The 18,531-nt window shown below is 58.4% G+C and carries 14 protein-coding genes; 3 read left to right on the top strand and 11 right to left on the bottom strand.

All coding sequences use genetic code 11. The features are described from left to right. The 9 genes from Q3981_RS08470 to Q3981_RS08430 form a co-directional block, all read right to left on the bottom strand. Nucleotides 1–176: glutamate--tRNA ligase family protein (locus tag Q3981_RS08470; protein ID WP_303125255.1), on the bottom strand; the 176-nt coding region annotated here is incomplete at its 3' end. Nucleotides 177–231: 55 nt separating this feature from the next. Beyond that, nucleotides 232–1,515, bottom strand: a complete 1,284-nt coding sequence (gene tgt, locus Q3981_RS08465; RefSeq protein ID WP_303125252.1) for a tRNA guanosine(34) transglycosylase Tgt — start codon at nucleotides 1,513–1,515, stop codon at nucleotides 232–234. Between the two features lie 86 nt (nucleotides 1,516–1,601). After that, nucleotides 1,602–2,888: a class I SAM-dependent methyltransferase gene (locus Q3981_RS08460; protein WP_303125254.1), complete on the bottom strand. Its 1,287-nt coding sequence runs from the start codon at nucleotides 2,886–2,888 to the stop codon at nucleotides 1,602–1,604. Nucleotides 2,889–3,042: 154 nt separating this feature from the next. After that, complete coding sequence (locus Q3981_RS08455; RefSeq protein WP_303125253.1) at nucleotides 3,043–4,341, bottom strand: cyclopropane-fatty-acyl-phospholipid synthase family protein; 1,299 nt, start codon at nucleotides 4,339–4,341, stop codon at nucleotides 3,043–3,045. A 173-nt stretch (nucleotides 4,342–4,514) separates the two neighbouring features. After that, nucleotides 4,515–6,194, bottom strand: coding sequence for an FAD-binding oxidoreductase (locus Q3981_RS08450; RefSeq protein ID WP_303125251.1), 1,680 nt, complete (start codon nucleotides 6,192–6,194; stop codon nucleotides 4,515–4,517). Then, on the bottom strand, nucleotides 6,191–7,147 hold the full coding sequence (locus tag Q3981_RS08445) for a type 1 glutamine amidotransferase (protein WP_303125250.1): 957 nt from the start codon (nucleotides 7,145–7,147) through the stop codon (nucleotides 6,191–6,193). Before Q3981_RS08445 ends, Q3981_RS08450 begins: the two co-directional genes overlap by 4 nt. Continuing rightward, a complete protein-coding gene (locus Q3981_RS08440) occupies nucleotides 7,137–8,663 on the bottom strand; it encodes a MurT ligase domain-containing protein (protein WP_303125249.1) in 1,527 nt (508 codons plus the stop codon). The genes Q3981_RS08445 and Q3981_RS08440 overlap by 11 nt, the downstream gene beginning before the upstream one ends. A gap of 115 nt (nucleotides 8,664–8,778) precedes the next feature. Beyond that, entirely contained in the window at nucleotides 8,779–10,698 is a 1,920-nt protein-coding gene (locus Q3981_RS08435) for a hypothetical protein (protein ID WP_303125248.1), read from the bottom strand. A gap of 10 nt (nucleotides 10,699–10,708) precedes the next feature. After that, on the bottom strand, nucleotides 10,709–11,491 hold the full coding sequence (locus tag Q3981_RS08430) for an SDR family oxidoreductase (RefSeq protein ID WP_303125247.1): 783 nt from the start codon (nucleotides 11,489–11,491) through the stop codon (nucleotides 10,709–10,711). A 48-nt stretch (nucleotides 11,492–11,539) separates the two neighbouring features. Between Q3981_RS08430 and Q3981_RS08425 the strand changes: the two genes are divergently transcribed. Next, nucleotides 11,540–13,147 (top strand): succinic semialdehyde dehydrogenase, encoded by a 1,608-nt coding sequence (locus Q3981_RS08425; RefSeq protein ID WP_303125246.1) that lies wholly within the window; start codon nucleotides 11,540–11,542, stop codon nucleotides 13,145–13,147. 2 nt (nucleotides 13,148–13,149) lie between these two features. On the opposite strand, the gene leuA is transcribed toward Q3981_RS08425, so the two are convergent. Further along, nucleotides 13,150–14,991, bottom strand: coding sequence for a 2-isopropylmalate synthase (leuA, locus tag Q3981_RS08420; RefSeq protein ID WP_303125245.1), 1,842 nt, complete (start codon nucleotides 14,989–14,991; stop codon nucleotides 13,150–13,152). A 208-nt stretch (nucleotides 14,992–15,199) separates the two neighbouring features. Then, entirely contained in the window at nucleotides 15,200–16,048 is an 849-nt protein-coding gene (locus Q3981_RS08415; protein WP_012730861.1) for a DMT family transporter, read from the bottom strand. Nucleotides 16,049–16,178: 130 nt separating this feature from the next. Between Q3981_RS08415 and Q3981_RS08410 the strand changes: the two genes are divergently transcribed. Together Q3981_RS08410 and Q3981_RS08405 are read left to right on the top strand one after the other, a co-directional pair. Continuing rightward, on the top strand, nucleotides 16,179–17,543 hold the full coding sequence (locus Q3981_RS08410) for an aspartate kinase (protein WP_303125244.1): 1,365 nt from the start codon (nucleotides 16,179–16,181) through the stop codon (nucleotides 17,541–17,543). An 80-nt stretch (nucleotides 17,544–17,623) separates the two neighbouring features. Then, the coding region (locus Q3981_RS08405) for an aspartate-semialdehyde dehydrogenase (RefSeq protein WP_303125243.1) at nucleotides 17,624–18,531 on the top strand (908 nt) is incomplete at its 3' end.

Below are 18,531 nucleotides of genomic sequence, written 5' to 3'. Positions count from 1 at the left end.
TCGATGCGGTAGAGCATCCGCCGACCCGTTGAGCGCGCGAAAAGCCAGGCCAGGGTGTATGTGCGCAGGTTCCCGAGGTGAAAATCTCCGGAAGGACTTGGGGCGAAACGCCCCGCGCCAAGTTTTGAGGACTCCTCAGGTGTTGAGGGCGCCTTAGGCGTTGAGTCGGCCCCCAGTGCTTGCGTGTGTTCCCGTGCTATACCCACTGTGTATCGCTATTTCTGCTTTCTGCTATTTCCACTCCGGTGCGCGCCCACCATTGGCATAATACCGACCGAGAAATTCATCGCGGTATTCGTGGAAGCGGCCCTCAATAAGAGCCTGCCGCGCATTATGCACCAGTGACACAATGAATTGAATGTTATGAATACTGCACAGAGTTCCCGCTAAAAACTCTTTAGCTTTGAGCAAATGGTGAATATACGCGCGAGAATACTGGCTAACGTATCCGTCTATTTCATCATCTATAGGACGGAAATCTCGAGTAAACCGTGCTGTCTTCAAACTCAATCGGCCGTCTAACGTGTAAACGCCTCCGCGCCGGCCCAGCCGTGTGGGGGAAACGCAATCAAAAGTATCAGCCCCGGCCTCTATGGCGGTGAATAAATCATCGGGCTCACTAATTCCTAGCAAATGACGCGGTTTATTTTCCGGCAACACGTCAGTGACCCATCCGACGATAGTCCCCAGTGCACTTTTCTCCAGAGCGCCACCAATTCCGAACCCACCGAATCCACGACGGCCGTCAGCCTCGAACTGGTCCGACATATCGACCAATGATTGCGCAGCGTGGCGTCGTAAATCTTCATATTGAGCGCCCTGAACCACACCCCACAAGGACTGAAGTGGCTTACCGGCGCGGGCCTCCGTCAGCCGGTTATGTTCCTCGAGGCACCGCTGAGCCCAACGCCTGGTTCGCTCCACCGACTCCTCTTGATATTCCCGCGAATCCATGAGCGTTGTCAGCTCATCAAACGCGAACATAATATCGGCGCCTAATCCATGTTGGATTTGCATCGATTTTTCGGGTGTAAAGCGATGCTTGGACCCATTAATAACGCTGCGGAAATTAACTCCGTCGTCATCGACATGAGCGTAACGCTCTTTATGCCGGGCTTTCACATCCTCGGGTTTAATATCCTTGGTGTCCATGGCTAACACCTTTTTAAACCCGACGCCCAAGCTCATCACCTGAAATCCGCCAGAATCGGTGTATGTCGGGCCATTCCAATTCTCAAACTTGGCGACGCCACCGGCCTCATCGACCAGCTCGGGCCCCGGCTGAAGATAAAGGTGGTAAGCGTTAGAGAGGATTGCTTGAGCACCGGTTGCTCTGATTTGCTCTGGAGTGAGCATTTTTACCGTTGCTTTTGTTGCCACAGGAATAAAAGCTGGCGTGGGAATATCACCGTGAGGAGTATGGATCACTCCGGCACGTGCTTTCCCCGCGGAATTAATGACGTCGAATGACGTATCGGTGGCACGTGAGCCCGCTACGGTAGGGGATTCAGTCATGACAGCAAGAGTAGCAACGGCACGCCCACAGGCACGAAGCTCAGTGGCATGGGCACGTTTCGACGGTGGTCAGCGCGCGGAATCCGCTAGCTCTCCCACCACTGGCGCTCGGGAACTGCCATCGTGCCGTCTTGAAGCGGCTTTACGCCCAAGGCCTGGTGCAGCTGAACAATATTGTGGTCGAATCCCCACGCAGACCCAGCCATATACACCCCATAGAGCTTGGCCGTAGCTTCACTTACTTCTTCGCAGGCAGCATCCCAATTCTTCTCCAAGTTGTTGCACCATGCTTTGAGGGTACGGGCGTAGTGAGGCCGTAAGTTTTCTTCGTGCATCACTTCAAAGCCTGCACCCTGCATATTCGCAATGATATTTCCTGAGCAGTGCAATTCTCCGTCGGGGAAAATATAGCGATCAAGGAACGGGCCAGCATTGGTCTTCGCTTCATTAATCGGGCGAGTAATGCAGTGGTTGAGTATCAATCCGCCCGGGCGAAGCTTGTTGAAAAGAAAGGAAAAGAAATCGTGGTAATTAGCGGTACCAATGTGTTCCAGAATGCCGATAGCTGAAATGGCATCGAAATCTGTTTCTGGAATATCTCGATAGTCTTGGAACCGCACTTCGGCGAGGTCACCAAGGCCCTGACGAGCAATCTCTTCATTAGCCCACTCGGCTTGTTCCCGTGACAAGGTTGCCCCGATTGCCTTGACTCCGTGGCGGGCGGCGTAGCGGACCATTCCGCCCCAGCCACAGCCAACATCAAGAAGCGTGTCCCCTGGTTGTAGGCGTAATTTATCGAAAATTAGGCGGTATTTATTTTCTTGCGCTTCCTCCAGGGTGGCGGAGGGATCGGGGTAATACGCGCACGTATAGGTCATCGACGGCCCTAAAAACAGTTCATAAAACCTATTCGAGACGTCATAATGGTGGCTAATTGATTCTGCGTCGCGTTGCTGAGAATGCCGGGATAGGCCGTCGATAGCGCGTTGCCAAAATGGCACCATTTCCTGCGGAGGTTGGGGCAAATTCCGGAAAGCGTCCATGGCCGCCAGGGAACCGATAATCCGACGAACTGTGGACGGCGACAGCTTTTTTAGACGAACAGTCCGCAATACCCCAAACAAGTCATAGGGGTTCGCAGGATGGGTGCCACTCACCCGCAAATTATCGGTTAAATACGCGCGAGCAAGACCTAATTCGCCAGGAGCCGTCGCGATATAGGCTAAGCCGTCTTTGGTGATGTGGATTCCCATCTCGCCGGAAGCCCCCGCCGAAGTCGCTGCGCCATCCGCCCCACCCGCCGAGGAACCGTCGAAAGCAGTCACACGAATGGGGAAGTCAGCGATGGCGTCGATAATCTCGCCCACCGTCATGGGATCTGACGCAGGCCGAATCAACTTGGTCAATGGGGTGCTGAGCAGGGCTGACATGATCGTCGGGTCAGCACCGACCATGCTGGTTGCGTGGCGGGCAAGTCCGGGAATTTTCACCATGACGATTAACTGTACTAATAGCCGCGTCCGCTAGCTACGCTTTCCACCAGGGGCGCAGCGGAAGATTCCACGTCCCATCGTCGGGAAGTTTCTGCCCCAACACCTGGTGGAGCTGAATGATGTTGTGGTCGAAGCCCCACTCGGAGCCGGCCATGTACAGACCGAACAACCGCGCCGTGGACGGCTCCACCAACGTGCTGGCCTCGTCCCAATTCTTCTGAAGATTCAGGCACCAATCACGCAGCGTGTGGGCATAATGCGGCCGCAGATCTTCCTCATGAACAACATCAAAACCGACGTCCTGCATGCGGGTGATGATGGTGCCCGCGCCGGTGAGCTCGCCGTCGGGGAAAATGTAGCGTCCAATGAACTGCCCCGTTCGCGTCGGGCGGTTATGTGGCCGGGTAATGCAGTGGTTAAGGATCATTCCTTCAGGCCGCAATTTGCCATAAAGGAAGCTAAAGAATGATCGATAATTCTTCGGACCAATGTGCTCCAAAATGCCGATAGCAGAAACAGCGTCGAAATCACTCTCGGGAACATCGCGATAATCCTGGTAGCGGACCTCCGCGAATTCCTCCAGGCCCTGACGCTTAATTTCTTCATTCGCCCACTCAGCCTGCGCATGAGACAGCGTCACGCCCAACGCATGAACGCCACGCTTGGCCGCGTAGCGGACCATTCCGCCCCAACCACAACCGACATCAAGAAGGCGATCGCCCTCTTTCAGCCGCAACTTGTCAAACACCAACCGGTATTTGTTTTCTTGAGCCTCTTCCAATGTTGCATTTTCAGTGGGGTAGCACGCACAGGTGTACGTCATCGATGGCCCTAAGAAATGCTCGTAAAAGCTATTGGAAACGTCATAATGATGGCTAATCGCTTGTGCATCGCGAGCCTTAGAGTGCCGACGAGTCGACTTCGCCACTCCCTCCATCGCACCCCGGAGAGCCTTGTGCCACCCGGGGATAACTTCCTGGTGGGGGATGGGAAGGCGTCGGAAAGCGTGATGATTGCGTAATTCACGGATCAGTTTGGCAATCACACGAGGATTCTTAGAGATCGAAACGGTTGAATACGCCTTTTGTAAATCGTCGAAAAGGTCATACGGATGGGCAGGATGAGATCCTTTGCCCTCAACAGTCAATGCGCCCGTCACATAAGCGCGGGCAAGTCCTAAATCGCCCGGTGCCGTCGCGATATAGGCCAGAGCATCCTCGTTTTCCAGACGGACAGTAATATCGCCCGAACCAATGGAGCTTCCGTCATAAGCCTCCACCTTGAATGGCAGCGGCCCTTTCGTAATAGATGCGATGATATCTGCGACAGTCATACTCAATGCGCCCGACTCTTTTCTCTTCGTCCTCAGGTATTCGGCTGGCGCAATGGCGCTACACGGCAGGTATTGGCCTAATGACCTCGTGTGTCGGTAGCGTCATCGCGTCGCAAATAGTTACAACCATAGTAGTACTGAGCGCTTCCCTGGCCACGTCGGGCGGAATTCGCTTATTTTCCGCCTACTGCTTTGTCGAAAAGACCAGGGAAACGATGGTTCGGGTCATAAATGTTCTTCACCAGCTCGGGAATACTGCCGCCATAAAGAGCGGAAAATTCCTCTTTCGAATAAAAAGCCTCCGAATAGAGTGACTTATGCCCACCCAAGTCGCGAATCTTTCTTTCAATAACACGATTAAACGCGCCGGGCTGCGGATCATCCGTCAAATCCACGGGCACCGAGGACCAAAAGCCGATATTGACCCACACATCACCCACGGACAATGGGTACAGCGGCCACGGATGGGAACCAGCGCCGTCTGCCAGGGCAACATCAGAGGACAACACATTGCCGCGCGTCGTCAACGATGACGACTCTTCCGCCAGCTTGATCGGGCACAACCACACTGGCTGGATCTCGCTGGCCTGGAAGAACCACTCCAGGAACTCCGGAACCTTATCCGTCGTCACTTCGACATCCTGAACGACGCGCTCACGGGCGGGGCGGCCATGGTGAGCCTCAATCCGGTCCGCCAAATCCCACCGTTTATCGGCGCCCACGATTTTCCAATAGAACGACGACCGCAACAGCCCATCAGGCCACATCCGACGGATCGTGGGATTCTGCGCACCGAACGCGCGCGAGCACCAGAACCAGTCCGTATCCCACCGCCACAGATAATCATGCATGGTCAGCGTGTCGCGAGTCGTGCCCTCGGGGTGCTGCAGGGAGCGGTAATAAATGTGCTCACGCGTGTAATCGGACACTCGAGGCGGAACGTCCGACGATTGCCGACCCAAGACCAGATAGCCTTCGGTAGGGGAGAACACCACACCATCTAAATAATCGACATGCTCGCCGTCGTACTCGTGGCTGGACACAATGCTGTCAATAGCGGCGGCAATAGAGGTGAGGTCGTGAAAGCGAACGTGCCTAAGCTCCACGAACGGTTTAATTTTCTCAATCTTTATTTTGATCCGAACCGCATAACCTAATGAACCATACGAATTGGGATAAGCACGGAAAAGATCAACATTTTCGATGGGACTACAGGTCACAATATCGCCCGTGCCAGTCAGAATATCCATCTCGATGACGGATTCGTGGGGCAGACCATTGCGGAAACAGCTGGACTCCACGCCCATGCCGGTAATAGCGCCGCCCAGTGTGATGGTCTTCAACTCGGGCACAACATAGGGCGCGAAACCAAACGGAAGTAAGGTATCCACAAGGTTTTCATAGGTGCACATGCCTTGAACGTCGGCAGTCTGTGCTTTTGTATCCACGGCAATGACCCGGCCAAGGCCCTCGACGTTCAAACCGGGTGTCTTTGTTGCTGTTCGAGAGCGGAAAAGGTTCGACGTTTTCTTCGCCAACCTCACCTGCGCTTCTGACGGAATAGCGTCAAAAGATTTCTGAAGCTCATCGATACCTTTTTGGTGTTCAAACCACCCAATGGGATCGATGACGCGCCGGGACCCATTACCCCAATGCGCAGCCGTTAACTCCTCCGGAGGAAGACCACCCCGCGGCCCCGGAACGACATCGGGATCAACCCCGATATGGCTGCCCACACGCGAGACCCCAGAGACCGCGACACTGGATAACCCTTCCGCCGCAGATCGGGCGGTAGTGCCAAGGGCGGAGTCACCAAAAAGAGCAGAGGGGCGGAGATGGTCACGCAAAGTCATGACGTAAAGTCTATGCGCTCCCGGCGAAGCTGCGACACCTCATTGTTTAATTCCCTAGCTAATTCGAGATGTCTCGACCCCATATCCAGGCTATCCAGGCCGCCACGAATCGATGGATCGATGTCATCGCCCAGCGGTGGGAGATCATCAACCTCCACACCGAGCGCCCGAGCGATAAGCACGTCGGCAAGCTGCGGATTCCTCGCTAGCGCCGGGCCATGCATGTACGTCGCAATAATCGATCCTTGGACGGCCCCTTCGGCAGAGGTCTGATAATCAGCGTCATCGCCCTCAAGGTGGACCGCCTCTGCGCCGTACGCATCACAGTTGCCCGTGCCGTGAAGCACACGTCCCAGCGGGCGGGCGTCCGAGCCCAAAATCGTCGCACCCATGTGGTTCGCAAAACCAGTGAGTTGGTCAGTCAGACCACGCGTGAAGTCATTGACTCGTGCCGACGTCGCGTCCTGTGATGATCCTGCGTCCTGCTGCTCAGCCTGAAGCGGCTCCGAGCGAAGCTCGCCGATCATGCGGACCTTCAGGCTCGACGTCGTCGCATCCAGCAGCCCAAGGCCATCCACCATGGAACCGGAGGCGCGGAAGGATTGCCCAAACACCTGCAGACCAGCGCAAATAGCAAGGATCGGGGTGCCTTTGTTCGCAGCGCGAATAATTCCCCCGTCGGCACGAAGATGCTCGGAAGCAAGAATCTGGGCAGTATCCTCACCACCGCCGACGGTGTACAAATCCAAACTGTCCGGCACGGGGTCGCCAAGATGAATCGGAACAATCTCCGCCGCTACCCCGCGGAGGCGCAGGCGTTGACGCACAATCAGCGCGTTGCCGTCGTCGCCATAGGTGCCCAACACATCGGGCAAAATCAGGCCGATCTGGAACTGCGATGATGACCGCCGCGAACCTGACGGCGAAGACACAGCGTGGGTTTTAGCGGGCATCGGTGTCCTCCTTGTCTGCGGTGTTCTGCTTCGACTCCTTGGCGACGGCCCGGTCAAGGGCGCGCTTGAGGTCGCGGAAGGCCGTGTAGTTGGCCAGCACTTCCACCCGACCCGGCGGGCACGTTCTGATTGCTTCCAATGCATCCTTCACCAGTTGGTGGCGGACGCCAGCGTATCCCAGCCGAACGGCCAGGTCAGCACCGCGTTCACCGGCGGCGACCACCGCTAACTCGTCGAGATTCTCAAACCGAACGTCCCATAGCCAAGACAGATCCACACCGTCGGCGACCTGCCCATTTGTCGCAATGACCAGGCCATCCGCGGACCGATCAACCATGCTCAGCGCCTCTTGCCAGCCAGCAGGATTCTTCGCGAGCAACAGATGAACGTCGCGCCCGGCATACGACACCGTGGAATAACGGCCGGCCACGGACTGCACGTTTTCGGTCGCCGCCAGGCCTTTCTTCACGTCCGCGCCCAAGGCCAACGCGGCCACCACAGCTTGGGCTGCGTTGCCACGGTTCGCGTCCCCCGGTAGTGACAAAGTCAGAGGCAGAACAGTTCCCACCGGCAAACCCGTCGCCTTTGCCGCGGACGCAGAATCGATACGCAGCCCGTCGGGCGTCATTGAATAATCCGGGGAGGGGCGTCGGAACTCGGAGCCATCGGGCAGAGGCTTCGCCGCATACCACTCAACATGGTTGGTCGAATCCGACTCGTCCGACACCTCGCGACGAATAATCGCACCACCCGTACGCGGGCACGATGTCGATTCACCCTGCCAACCCAAGCCAGCCGACACCCACACCACGTTCGGACTATCCCACGCAGCCGAGGTCACCATGACATCGTCACAGTTAGCCACCACGGTCATGTTGGGGTGCTTATTCACCGCACCCCGCAGCGCCCGCTCAATACTGTTGATCTCTCCCACGCGATCCAGCTGGTCACGGCTCAAATTGAGAAGAACCAGCACCTGCGGATCCAGCTTGTCGGCAATGGCCGGCACGTGCATTTCATCGACTTCCAACGTGGCGACGTCATAATCGCCACCTGCACGCAGCGCCGAGACGACGCCCGCGTCCATGTTGTCCCCGCCCTCATTGGTGGCGGTGGTGAAAGCGGTGCGCGCGGCAGCCGCGAGCATCCGCGTCGTTGTGGACTTACCGTTCGTTCCCGTCACCAACGCGACGGGGCGCCCCGCATTGATCCGGCCCATGATCATCGGATCAATCGCTGCGGCAATCATCCCGCCGATCATCCCGCCTGAGCCACGGCCCGTTTTCTTCGAGGCCCACGTAGCTGCGTCGGCAAGAGCAAGAGCGGCCCGACCCTGAGTGTTTAATTGGGCCTTCGGAGTATCGCTGGTCACGCTCGTGATCCGAGCTTCCAGGGAGTCACTGACACTATCCGCGCTGGAGCGAAGTGCCTGGTCAGCGCGCTGACGGAACGCGTGCAGCGAGTTCACGGCGCGTTCCCGTACGCCAGAACGAGTGGAATCCGAGTTTTCGGTCATTGTCCTAGAATACGTGGCTGCCGGACACATGCCACTTCAGTCCGGGAGCATTGTGAATCCTTTTCGAGGCCGCTTGTCCTGCCGGGAGTGCGAGTTACGGCTGGTCGGGCGCGGTTTATCGCTGCTCGGCGTCGGTAGCTTCCTCTGCCAGACGCATAAACTCGGTGTCGCGAACCAGGGGAATGCCCTTCCTATGCGCGTGCAACGCGCGCCCCTCATGGGGAGCCCCATCGTGTTCTAATCCGTGGCCCGTGCCATTGAACACGACCAACGACGTCTCCCGGGTTAGCTTTTCGGAATAAGTCAGCCCAGCCCGCACAGCCGCTTCGATCAGATCATCAGGATTCATATCCACTTCGGGAGCGACCGTGAAAACCATCCCGCGCTTCAACTTCTGACCGGGCGACCACACACCCGGGTTAGGCGTAATGACCGGGGCTAATGCCGCATCAATTCGTATTGCCGACCGCTGCAGCCCCACTCGATCCGCCCGCAGGTCATGCGGATCACGCTTATCGACGTTGTCCCAGGCGTCATCATCGGCCCACACCAGCGGGGTAGGAGCATAGTCTGCAGCGCGACGGTCGACGCGGTTCTCGTTACCGTCGTTCTTGCCGACGCCGTTCTCGTCGCTGTGATCTTCGTCGCCACGTCCCGAGTCGCCACGGTCATCCCCACGACGCTCGCGCGCTTCGTGCAACGCAAACGCCGCAGCGTTAATGGGCTCAATCCCGGCGCGATCAAGCTGTTCCATGGCCAGCTCACCCACCAGAACAGCGTCGGCCTCGAGAAGCTGCAGGGGGTCGATGCTGCGTCGCCGTTCAGATGCCTCGGCCCCAACGCCGGGAAGCGTCGTGTACGCATCGGGTGAGGAGCCCATGTCCAGCACTGTGGTCGCCGGAAGTGTGTCGTCGACAAGATTGTAAGCGGCCGCAATGCCCCGCAGGCGAGTTTCGGCGATCGGCAGCCCCTGCCGCCGAGCCGTCGCTTGTGTGTCGATGATCGATACTGGGCGGGGGACGTGCCCATTATGGCGACGCCTGCGCTGGCGACGGTTTTTTGCCGACGCGGAACGGACCGTCCGGCGTGCCTCCTGCGCGATGAAACCCCAGGTGGTGGCGGTGTCGTGGACGATCAGCACGCGGCCGTCGATAACGCGATCGATTTGCCGGAGCGTGGAGCTGAAGCGCGGGGCTGTGCGGAAAGCATCGGGGGCGAGGCCGAAGAGGTGGAGGGGGCCGGGGTCGGCGTCGGTGTTGAAGACCCGTTGCCAGTTGGACACAGGCAGGCCGTCGGCGTCGAAAAATGCGGCGTCGAGGGCCAACATGCGGCCGGTCGACGGGTGGATGTTAGTTGTGCGTAGTACGACGGCCACCATCGGCGCGTCCTCGATGGACGGGATGGGTTCCCGCGGCGAGCGCACGTGGGTGTTTCCGGCGTTGTACTTGTCCTTGTCCGGATTCGTGATGACACCTTCGGCCGCCAATCCTCGGTGAGCGCGGCGCGGGCCTGGGGTTGCGGGCGCTCGGGTTCCAGACTTTCGCGTTGCGGACGCACGGGTTACGGATGATGGTTGCGTGCCCGACGAGGGCTTCCGACGAGCTTGCTGCGTTGAAGAATCCGACTGTTCCTGCTGTCGCGCCGGGCGCTGGTCCTTGGGTTCGTGCTGTTGGCTGCGCTGTCCGGTGTTGGGTGCCGCGGCCGGCCGGTTACTCCGCCGCCGGGCCCGTCGGCGATTCTTCTTCCTCCCATGCTGCGAGCTGGAGTTATCCTCACCCGAGGACCCGTTCGAGGTGTTGTTCCCCGAGTCCTCCTTCGCACGTCGCTGCTTGTTTCCGTGTTGCGCGGAATAGGTGGCGCGGCGTCGACGTCGCTCTCGACGCGCACGCGAATTATTGCGGGAACGACGATGCCCGTCGTTCGACTGCGAACCCCCGGTGTTGCTCCCCCCACGGTCGGGGTCGACGTCGTGTGAATGTGACGTGCGAGCGTCGGAGCCCCGGCTGGTGGAGGAGTGATCGGAGGTCGATGTCATGCCCGATATGCTACCCGGCGACGAACTTGTTGACGTTTCGGGTAACGAATGACGGAACAAGGCGAATCAGGTAGCGCAACGTGAGGTCAAGGCCGGACACGGAGTAAAAATGCCGCTGCCGCTCAAAGAAATTCGCGGGGTGAACAGCTTTCCACACAACCTCGGCCACTTGTTCCGGCGTGATGCGCACTCCGAGTCGCTTCGTCGACGCGGCATCGACGTCGGCAAGAGCGGTTTGTGCCCACAGCGGTTGAAGAGCGACGACGCGAATCTTGCTCTTCCTCCACTCAAGGTCCAGCGCCTGAGTGAACCCCGTGACGAAGAACTTGGACGCGGAATACGGCGTAATGTGCGGTTGGCCGTAGAGTGCCGCGGCGGAACCCATATTGACCAGGTGTGCGCCGGGCGTGCGTGACAGGTACGGATGTGCGGCACGTGCTCCATAGATGACGCCGGTGCAGTTGATATCGCACTGCTTCTTGATGATCTCGGGGGACTGGTCGACGATGTCGTGGTCGCCAATGATGCCGGCGTTGTTATCGAGCACATCCAGCCGCCCACTGGTGTGCGCGGTGAAGTCTGCCAGCGCCTCCTCCCACTGGTTGTAGTTGGTGACATCGAGTTCGCCGGTGATGATGTCGGGGTAATCGCGGGACAGTTCTTCGAGGGCAGCGGCGTCGATGTCGTACACGCCGACGATCCAGCCTTCCTTGTGGAATCGGAGTGCGACTTCGCGGCCGATGCCCGACGCCCCGCCCGATATAAAAATACTTTTACGTTGTGAAGTACTCATGTGATCAATCTAACCTTTTTCGGTCGCTGCTCGCGTACACTTCGAAATATGTTTGCACCCAAATGTTCTACGTTTCTTCCGGACCGGCTGGCACAGGGCCCTTTGCCCGACGACCTTGCCGCGGAACTTCGTGCGCTCACCGTCAACACCACCACCGGAAGTGTTGCCACCGAAAAGAAGCACAACGTAGAGAATCCGTGGGACGGCACCACCGTCGGCTGGGTGGGTATCGGTACCACAGACGACGTCACCCACGCTTTCCGACGCGCCCGCGAGGTGCAGAAAACATGGCGCGACACACCCTTTGATCAGCGCAAACAAATACTCACGCGCTTCCACGACCTCGTGTTGAAGAAACGTGACCTCCTACTCGACATCATCCAGTTGGAAACGGGGAAGGACCGCGCCTCAGCCTTCGACGAAGTGATGGACGTCGCGAATAACGCACGCTATTACGCAAACTCGGCCGAAAAACTGATGCGCCCCGCCCGGCGGACAGCCGGCATTCCCGTGCTCGGGAAAGCGCGCGAGTATCGCTCGCCGAAGGGAGTGGTGGGGCAAATTACCCCATGGAATTACCCCCTCACCCTCGGGATATCCGATGCCATCGCAGCCATCGCGGCAGGAAATACGGTGGTAGCCAAGCCCGACTCAGACACACCGTTTTGTTCGCTCATCTGCGTACAACTGCTCAAAGATGCCGGACTTCCCGCCGACGTCATCCAGATCGTCACCGGTGAAGGTCGCGTCGTCGGATCCGCCATTGCCGACGCGTGCGACTACCTGATGTTCACCGGATCGACGAAAACCGGCCAGCGCCTGGGCGAACAAGTAGGGCGTCGGCTAGTCGGCTTTTCCGCAGAGCTGGGCGGTAAAAACCCCATGATCATTACGGGTGATGCCGACGCGCGCCGGGCGGCGTCGCGCGCAGTGAACGCGTGTTTTTCCAACTCGGGACAACTCTGCGTGTCCATCGAGAGAATCTATGTTGTCCAGGATATGTACGATGACTTCGTCGATGCTTTCACCGCTGAAGTCAACCGCATGAAACTCGGCGCCGGGTTTGATTGGTCCGTCACCATGGGGTCATTGGTCAGCAAAGAACAGCTCGCCACGGTGGAGTCTTTTGTCGACGATGCGCGCGAGAAAGGCGTCCGCATCCTCGCAGGTGGGCGCGCTCGCCCGGACCTCGGCCCGTGCTTCTACGAGCCGACCGTGCTCGAGGGAGTGTCGGATGACATGAGACTCAAGCGCGAGGAAGTCTTCGGCCCGGTTGTTTATGTCGAGAAGGTCGACAACGTGGACGACGCGCTCGCCCGGGCAAATGACACGAACTACGGGTTGAACGCGTCCGTCGTCGGCCCGTCCGACACGGCCTGGAACATTGCGCGTCGCCTTGAAGCGGGAACAATCAACATTAACGACGGCTATGCAGCGGCATGGTCGACGGTCGACGCGCCTCTCGGCGGCGTCAAAGACTCCGGGATGTCCCGCAGACACGGGGCGGAGGGGCTACTGAAGTACACCGAATCCCACACCATCGTGGAGATGCGGGGCATGCCGGTCAGCGGCCCACGCTTCCTCAGCCGGAAACTCTATGCCGCCATCATGCGAAGGCTCCTCGGCGTCGGGCAAAAACTCCGGCTCCTGAAGTAGCGTTACGCCGCAGCCCGTGCCCGGTTGGCCGCGCTGGTCACCGCCTTCAGCGACGCGTAGGTAATGGAGCTTGCAATGCCAACACCCCACACCTTGGTCCCGTCGACATCGGCCAGGATGTAGGCGGCTGCTTCCGCGTCGTCGCCGGACGTCCTGGAGTGCTGCGAGTAATCCTGCACTTCAACGTTAATTCCGACGCTTTCCAGCGCATTCGTGTACGCAGCCACGGGCCCGTTGCCGTGGCCGGTGATCGTCTGTTCCTCGCCGTTGATGATGAGGTGTGCGGATACCTCCGCACCTTCGTTTTCATTCTGGCCGCCGTCGACAGTGATGCTGATGGCGTCGATGGGCTCATCTCGGTCCAGGTATTCGCCGGCAAAGATGTCCCACATGTTCTTCGAGTTGACCTCGCCGCCCTCAGCGTCGGTGACGGCTTGGACCACGCCGGAGAATTCAACCTGCATTGCGCGTGGCATGTTGATCCCGTGGTCGGTCTTCATGATGTAGGACACGCCGCCCTTGCCGGACTGCGAGTTCACGCGAATGACGGCTTCGTAGGTGCGGCCGACGTCCTTCGGGTCGATGGGCAGGTAAGGCACTTCCCACGGCACCCGGTGGACGATGCGCTGTCGGTCGCGTTCGGTGTCCGCAGTGTCGTCGGTGGCATTCGACTTCTCGGCCTTATCCACCATCGCGTCGAGGCCCTTATTAATGGCATCTTGGTGCGACCCGGAGAACGCGGTAAACACCAGGTCACCGCCGTAGGGGTGGCGCTCGGGAACTCGCAGTTGGTTGCAATATTCGACGGTGCGCCGGATCTTATCGATGTCGGAGAAGTCGATCTGCGGATCAACACCCTGTGTCAGCATGTTCAACCCCAGCGTGACCAGGCACACGTTACCCGTGCGCTCACCGTTGCCGAATAAGCAGCCCTCGATGCGGTCCGCTCCTGCCATGAACCCCAATTCAGCAGTAGCGACGCCCGTTCCGCGGTCATTGTGCGGGTGCAACGAGATGATGATGGAATCGCGACGATTCAGGTTGCGGTCCATCCATTCGATGGAATCGGCGTACACGTTGGGCGTCGTCATCTCCACCGTCGAGGGCAGATTAATGATGATGGGGTTCTCCGGGGTGGGATCCATGATCTCGACGACGGCGTCGCAGACTTCCTTGGCATAGGCGACCTCAGTGCCGGTGTAGGACTCGGGGGAGTACTCCCAGCGCCAGTTGGTCCCCGGATAATCAGCGGCGATGGATTTAATTAATTCCGCGGCATCCGTCGCTAATTTTTTAATTCCTTCTTTGTCCTTACGAAAGACAACATCTCTTTGCAGAATAGATGTTGAGTTATAGAAGTGGACGATGACGTTTTTTGCGCCTTCACACGCTTCGAACGTGCGTCGGATCAGGTGTTCGCGCGCCTGAACCAAGACCTGGATGGTGACGTCGTCCGGGATCATGTCTTGTTCGATGATTTCACGAACAAAGTTAAAATCCGTTTGCGATGCTGAGGGGAACCCCACTTCAATTTCCTTGTACCCCATGGTAACCAGCAACTCGAACATCCGACGTTTCCGCTCGGGGCTCATGGGGTCAATCAGAGCTTGGTTACCGTCACGCAGATCGACGGCACACCAAACGGGTGCGTGATCAATGGTTTTATCCGGCCATGTGCGGTCGGGCAGCGTGATGTGTTCTACCTCGGTGAAGTAGGGCTGGTAGCGTCCGGCGGGCATCCGCGACGGGCGCTGTTTGTTCCACGACGGTTGATCGGCAGGAATGTCGCCGTCGGGAGTAGAAATATGGGCAGGGGCGGAAATGAATTCGTCAACGGGGGACATGCGGTTCCTCTTCGGTTTCCGGAATATGTGTCAAGTCCCGACCGGCACAGCGAACCCCGCGACGGGGAGCCGATCGGTTATACCCGGGCCCCGCCGCGGCACATAAGGAGGAGAGCCGCGCAGCTAGATGTTCCGCTCAAAGAACGCATATGAAAACCGTAGCACGGTCACTACGTATGTGAAGGATTATGGGAAATAGATCTGCCGACTAATCGACGCCTTTACGCGAAAGCACCGTGGTGGACACGATCATGACAACCAGAGCGATGGCCATGACCACCCACCCCATGCCGTGGACCTGGAAGTATTCACCCAACACGATGTAACCCAAACTAAATGCGACGATAGGTTCGGTGATGGTCATCGCCGGCAGCGAATTCTTCAGCGCCCCCGCATTGAAGGACGACTGCTGGACCGCCGTTCCAATGGTCGCTCCGATAATGAGGGCATAGGTTTGCCACGCCAGAAGCCCCCCGACGATCCCGTCTTGGACAAAAACGTCAATCGCAGCTTTGGAAAACACAGCGACGTAGCCGAACACGGCACCCGTAACCACACCAAGAAGCAACGCCTGCTCACGCCGAATCTGGCGGTACGCAAATCGGTCGATAGCCGTGAGCACCACTATCCCTGTGACGACGGCAAGGATCCACGTCATTAACGACGGGTGCGTATTCCCGGGGATCGGCCGGCCGAGGATCACTAGAACGGCCACCGCCGCTGTCAGCAAACCTGCCCATGTCATTTCCGATAACGACACCCGACGCCCGTCGTACCGTGCGGACAGCGGGAGCGTAAACATGAGCGATAACACCAGAATCGGCTGCACGACCAGCAGCGTTCCGAAGGCCAACGCGATGACTTGCAGGCCGTATCCGCCCAGCGCGCAGAACGTTCCCGCCCACCACAGAGGTTTGGTGATCACGGTTAAAATTGGCGCGCCGCCGTCGTCGTCATTGGGTACTTCTTCTGCGATTCGGTGACGAACGACAGTGCCCCACGCGATGGTCAGCGCGGAGGCGAGGGCAAAAAGGATAGCAAGGGCGTTGTTATGCATCGCCCATAAACTTAGCTGCTCGGTAGTTGAGGTATCCTCAAGGCCACACGTGTCGTGTCGGTTGTTGATGGTTTCATGTTCATGATGGTTCCGTCACGAGGCCAGAGCGGATGAGGAAAGGCAGAACCCGGTGGCTCTAATCGTCCAGAAGTACGGTGGTTCGTCCCTTGAGAATGCCGAGCGCATTCGTCGAGTGGCTGAGCGCATCGTCGAAACGAAGAAAAAAGGACACGACGTTGTTGTTGTGTGCTCGGCAATGGGCGACACGACCGACGAGTTCCTTGACCTTGCGGCGCAGGTCAACCCCGTGCCGCCCGCCCGCGAGATGGACATGCTGCTGACCGCGGGGGAGCGCATTTCCAACGCACTGGTGGCCATGGCTATTGAATCCCTGGGCGCGCATGCGCAGTCCTTCACGGGCTCGCAAGCAGGGGTTTTGACGACGGAGCGCCACGGGAATGCCCGCATTGTGGATGTCACACCGGGCCGTGTGCAGGAAGCGCTGGATGAAGGCAAGATCTGTTTGGTCGCCGGCTTCCAGGGAGTCAACCGTGAGACCAAAGATGTCACGACGCTGGGCCGCGGCGGGTCGGATACCACCGCTGTTGCTCTCGCAGCGGCATTGAACGCGGATGAATGTGAGATTTATTCCGACGTCGATGGTGTGTACACCGCGGATCCGCGAATCGTGCACAATGCGCGGAAGCTCGACACCATCAGTTTTGAAGAAATGTTGGAGCTTGCCGCCGTTGGCTCCAAGATCCTTGTTTTGCGCAGTGTGGAATATGCGCGCGCGTTCAACGTTCCCATGCGTGTTCGGTCATCGTATAGCACAGATCCAGGCACTTTAGTTACCGGCTCAATGGAGGATATTCCCGTGGAAGAAGCAGTACTTACCGGTGTGGCCACCGACAAATCAGAAGCGAAAATCACCGTTCTTGGTATTCCGGATACCCCCGGGGAAGCGGCCCGCATCTTCCGCGCTGTCTCTGATGCAGAGATCAACATCGATATGGTGCTGCAGAATGTGTCGTCGCTGTCCGATAACAAGACCGACATCACATTTACTTGTCCTCGTGCCGACGCCTCACGCGCGGTGGAAATGCTCAAGAAGCTGTGTGAAGTGCCGCGGGACGAGAATCCGACGGTGCCGGTCTCTGATACTCCGGCCGATGCGGCGAAGGCCTCGATGCAGCCGGGGTCCGGGGCGTCGGAATCCGCAGCGACGGCCCAGCCGCGCGTGTTGTTCGACGATCACGTCGGCAAGGTGTCGCTGGTGGGTGCCGGAATGAAGTCGCACCCCGGTGTCACCGCTGATTTTTGTGAGGCACTCCGTGATGCCGGTGTGAACATCGAGCTCATTTCCACGTCGGAAATTCGTATTTCTGTGCTGATCCGTGATTCGGATCTGGAGAAAGCAACTCGTGCCTTGCACGATCGTTTCGCGCTGGGCGGCGACGAAGAAGCCGTTGTCTATGCTGGAACAGGGCGCTAAGCTGGAGTTTCACTGCTAGGTTTCACCTGGCCTGGCTTGTTTTGTTTGGCTGGTCCGTACTGTCTGGGAGGAATCACCTGATGACCACCATTGCCGTCGTTGGAGCTACTGGCCAAGTGGGGCGCGTCATGCGCTCCATCCTGGAGGAACGCAATTTCCCCTGCGATAAGGTTCGTTTCTTCGCATCATCCAGAAGTGCGGGAACAACATTGCCTTTCCGTGGCGACGACATCGTGGTCGAGGATGTTGCCGCAACCTCCGACGAGGACCTCAAAGGCATCGACATCGCGATTTTCTCCGCCGGTGGTGCGGTGTCGAAGGAACAGGCGCCACGGTTTGCGGCCGCAGGCGCCACCGTCGTCGATAATTCGAGTGCGTGGCGCAAGGACCCCGAGGTCCCGCTGATCGTGTCCGAGGTCAACCCCGGCGACAAGGACAAGGCCGTCAAGGGGATTATCGCTAACCCGAACTGCACCACGATGGCTGCGATGCCTGTCCTCAAGATCCTCCACGACGAGGCGGACCTGAAAGTCCTGCACGTGGCGTCATACCAAGCGGTGTCGGGTTCGGGTTTGGCCGGCGTGAAGGCTTTGAAAGAGCAGACAGATGCCGTCGAGAAGCGTGACGACGTTGACCTCGCTCATGATGGTTCCGGCGTTCAGCGTGTCATTGATGAAGAGAAGCTTGGCTACGGCCCGTATGTAGCGCCGATCGCGTTCAATGCCCTGCCCTTTGCCGGGAATTACGTTGATGACGGCTCCGATGAGACCGATGAAGAGCAGAAGCTGCGTAATGAGTCTCGCAAGATTTTGAACATTCCCGATTTGAAAGTGGCCGGCACGTGCGTGCGTATCCCGGTGTTCACTGGGCACACCATGGTGGTGCACGCCGAGTTCGCCCGTTCGATTACGCCGGAGCGTGCCCGCGAGCTGCTGGATAAAGCCCCGGGCGTTGAGGTTGTCGATGTGCCGACGCCTCTGGAATCGGC

Source organism: Corynebacterium sp. (genome assembly GCF_030530965.1).
Classification (GTDB): domain Bacteria; phylum Actinomycetota; class Actinomycetes; order Mycobacteriales; family Mycobacteriaceae; genus Corynebacterium.
Note: the sequence above shows the minus strand (reverse complement) of the source record. Positions and strands in the feature narration are given on the sequence as shown.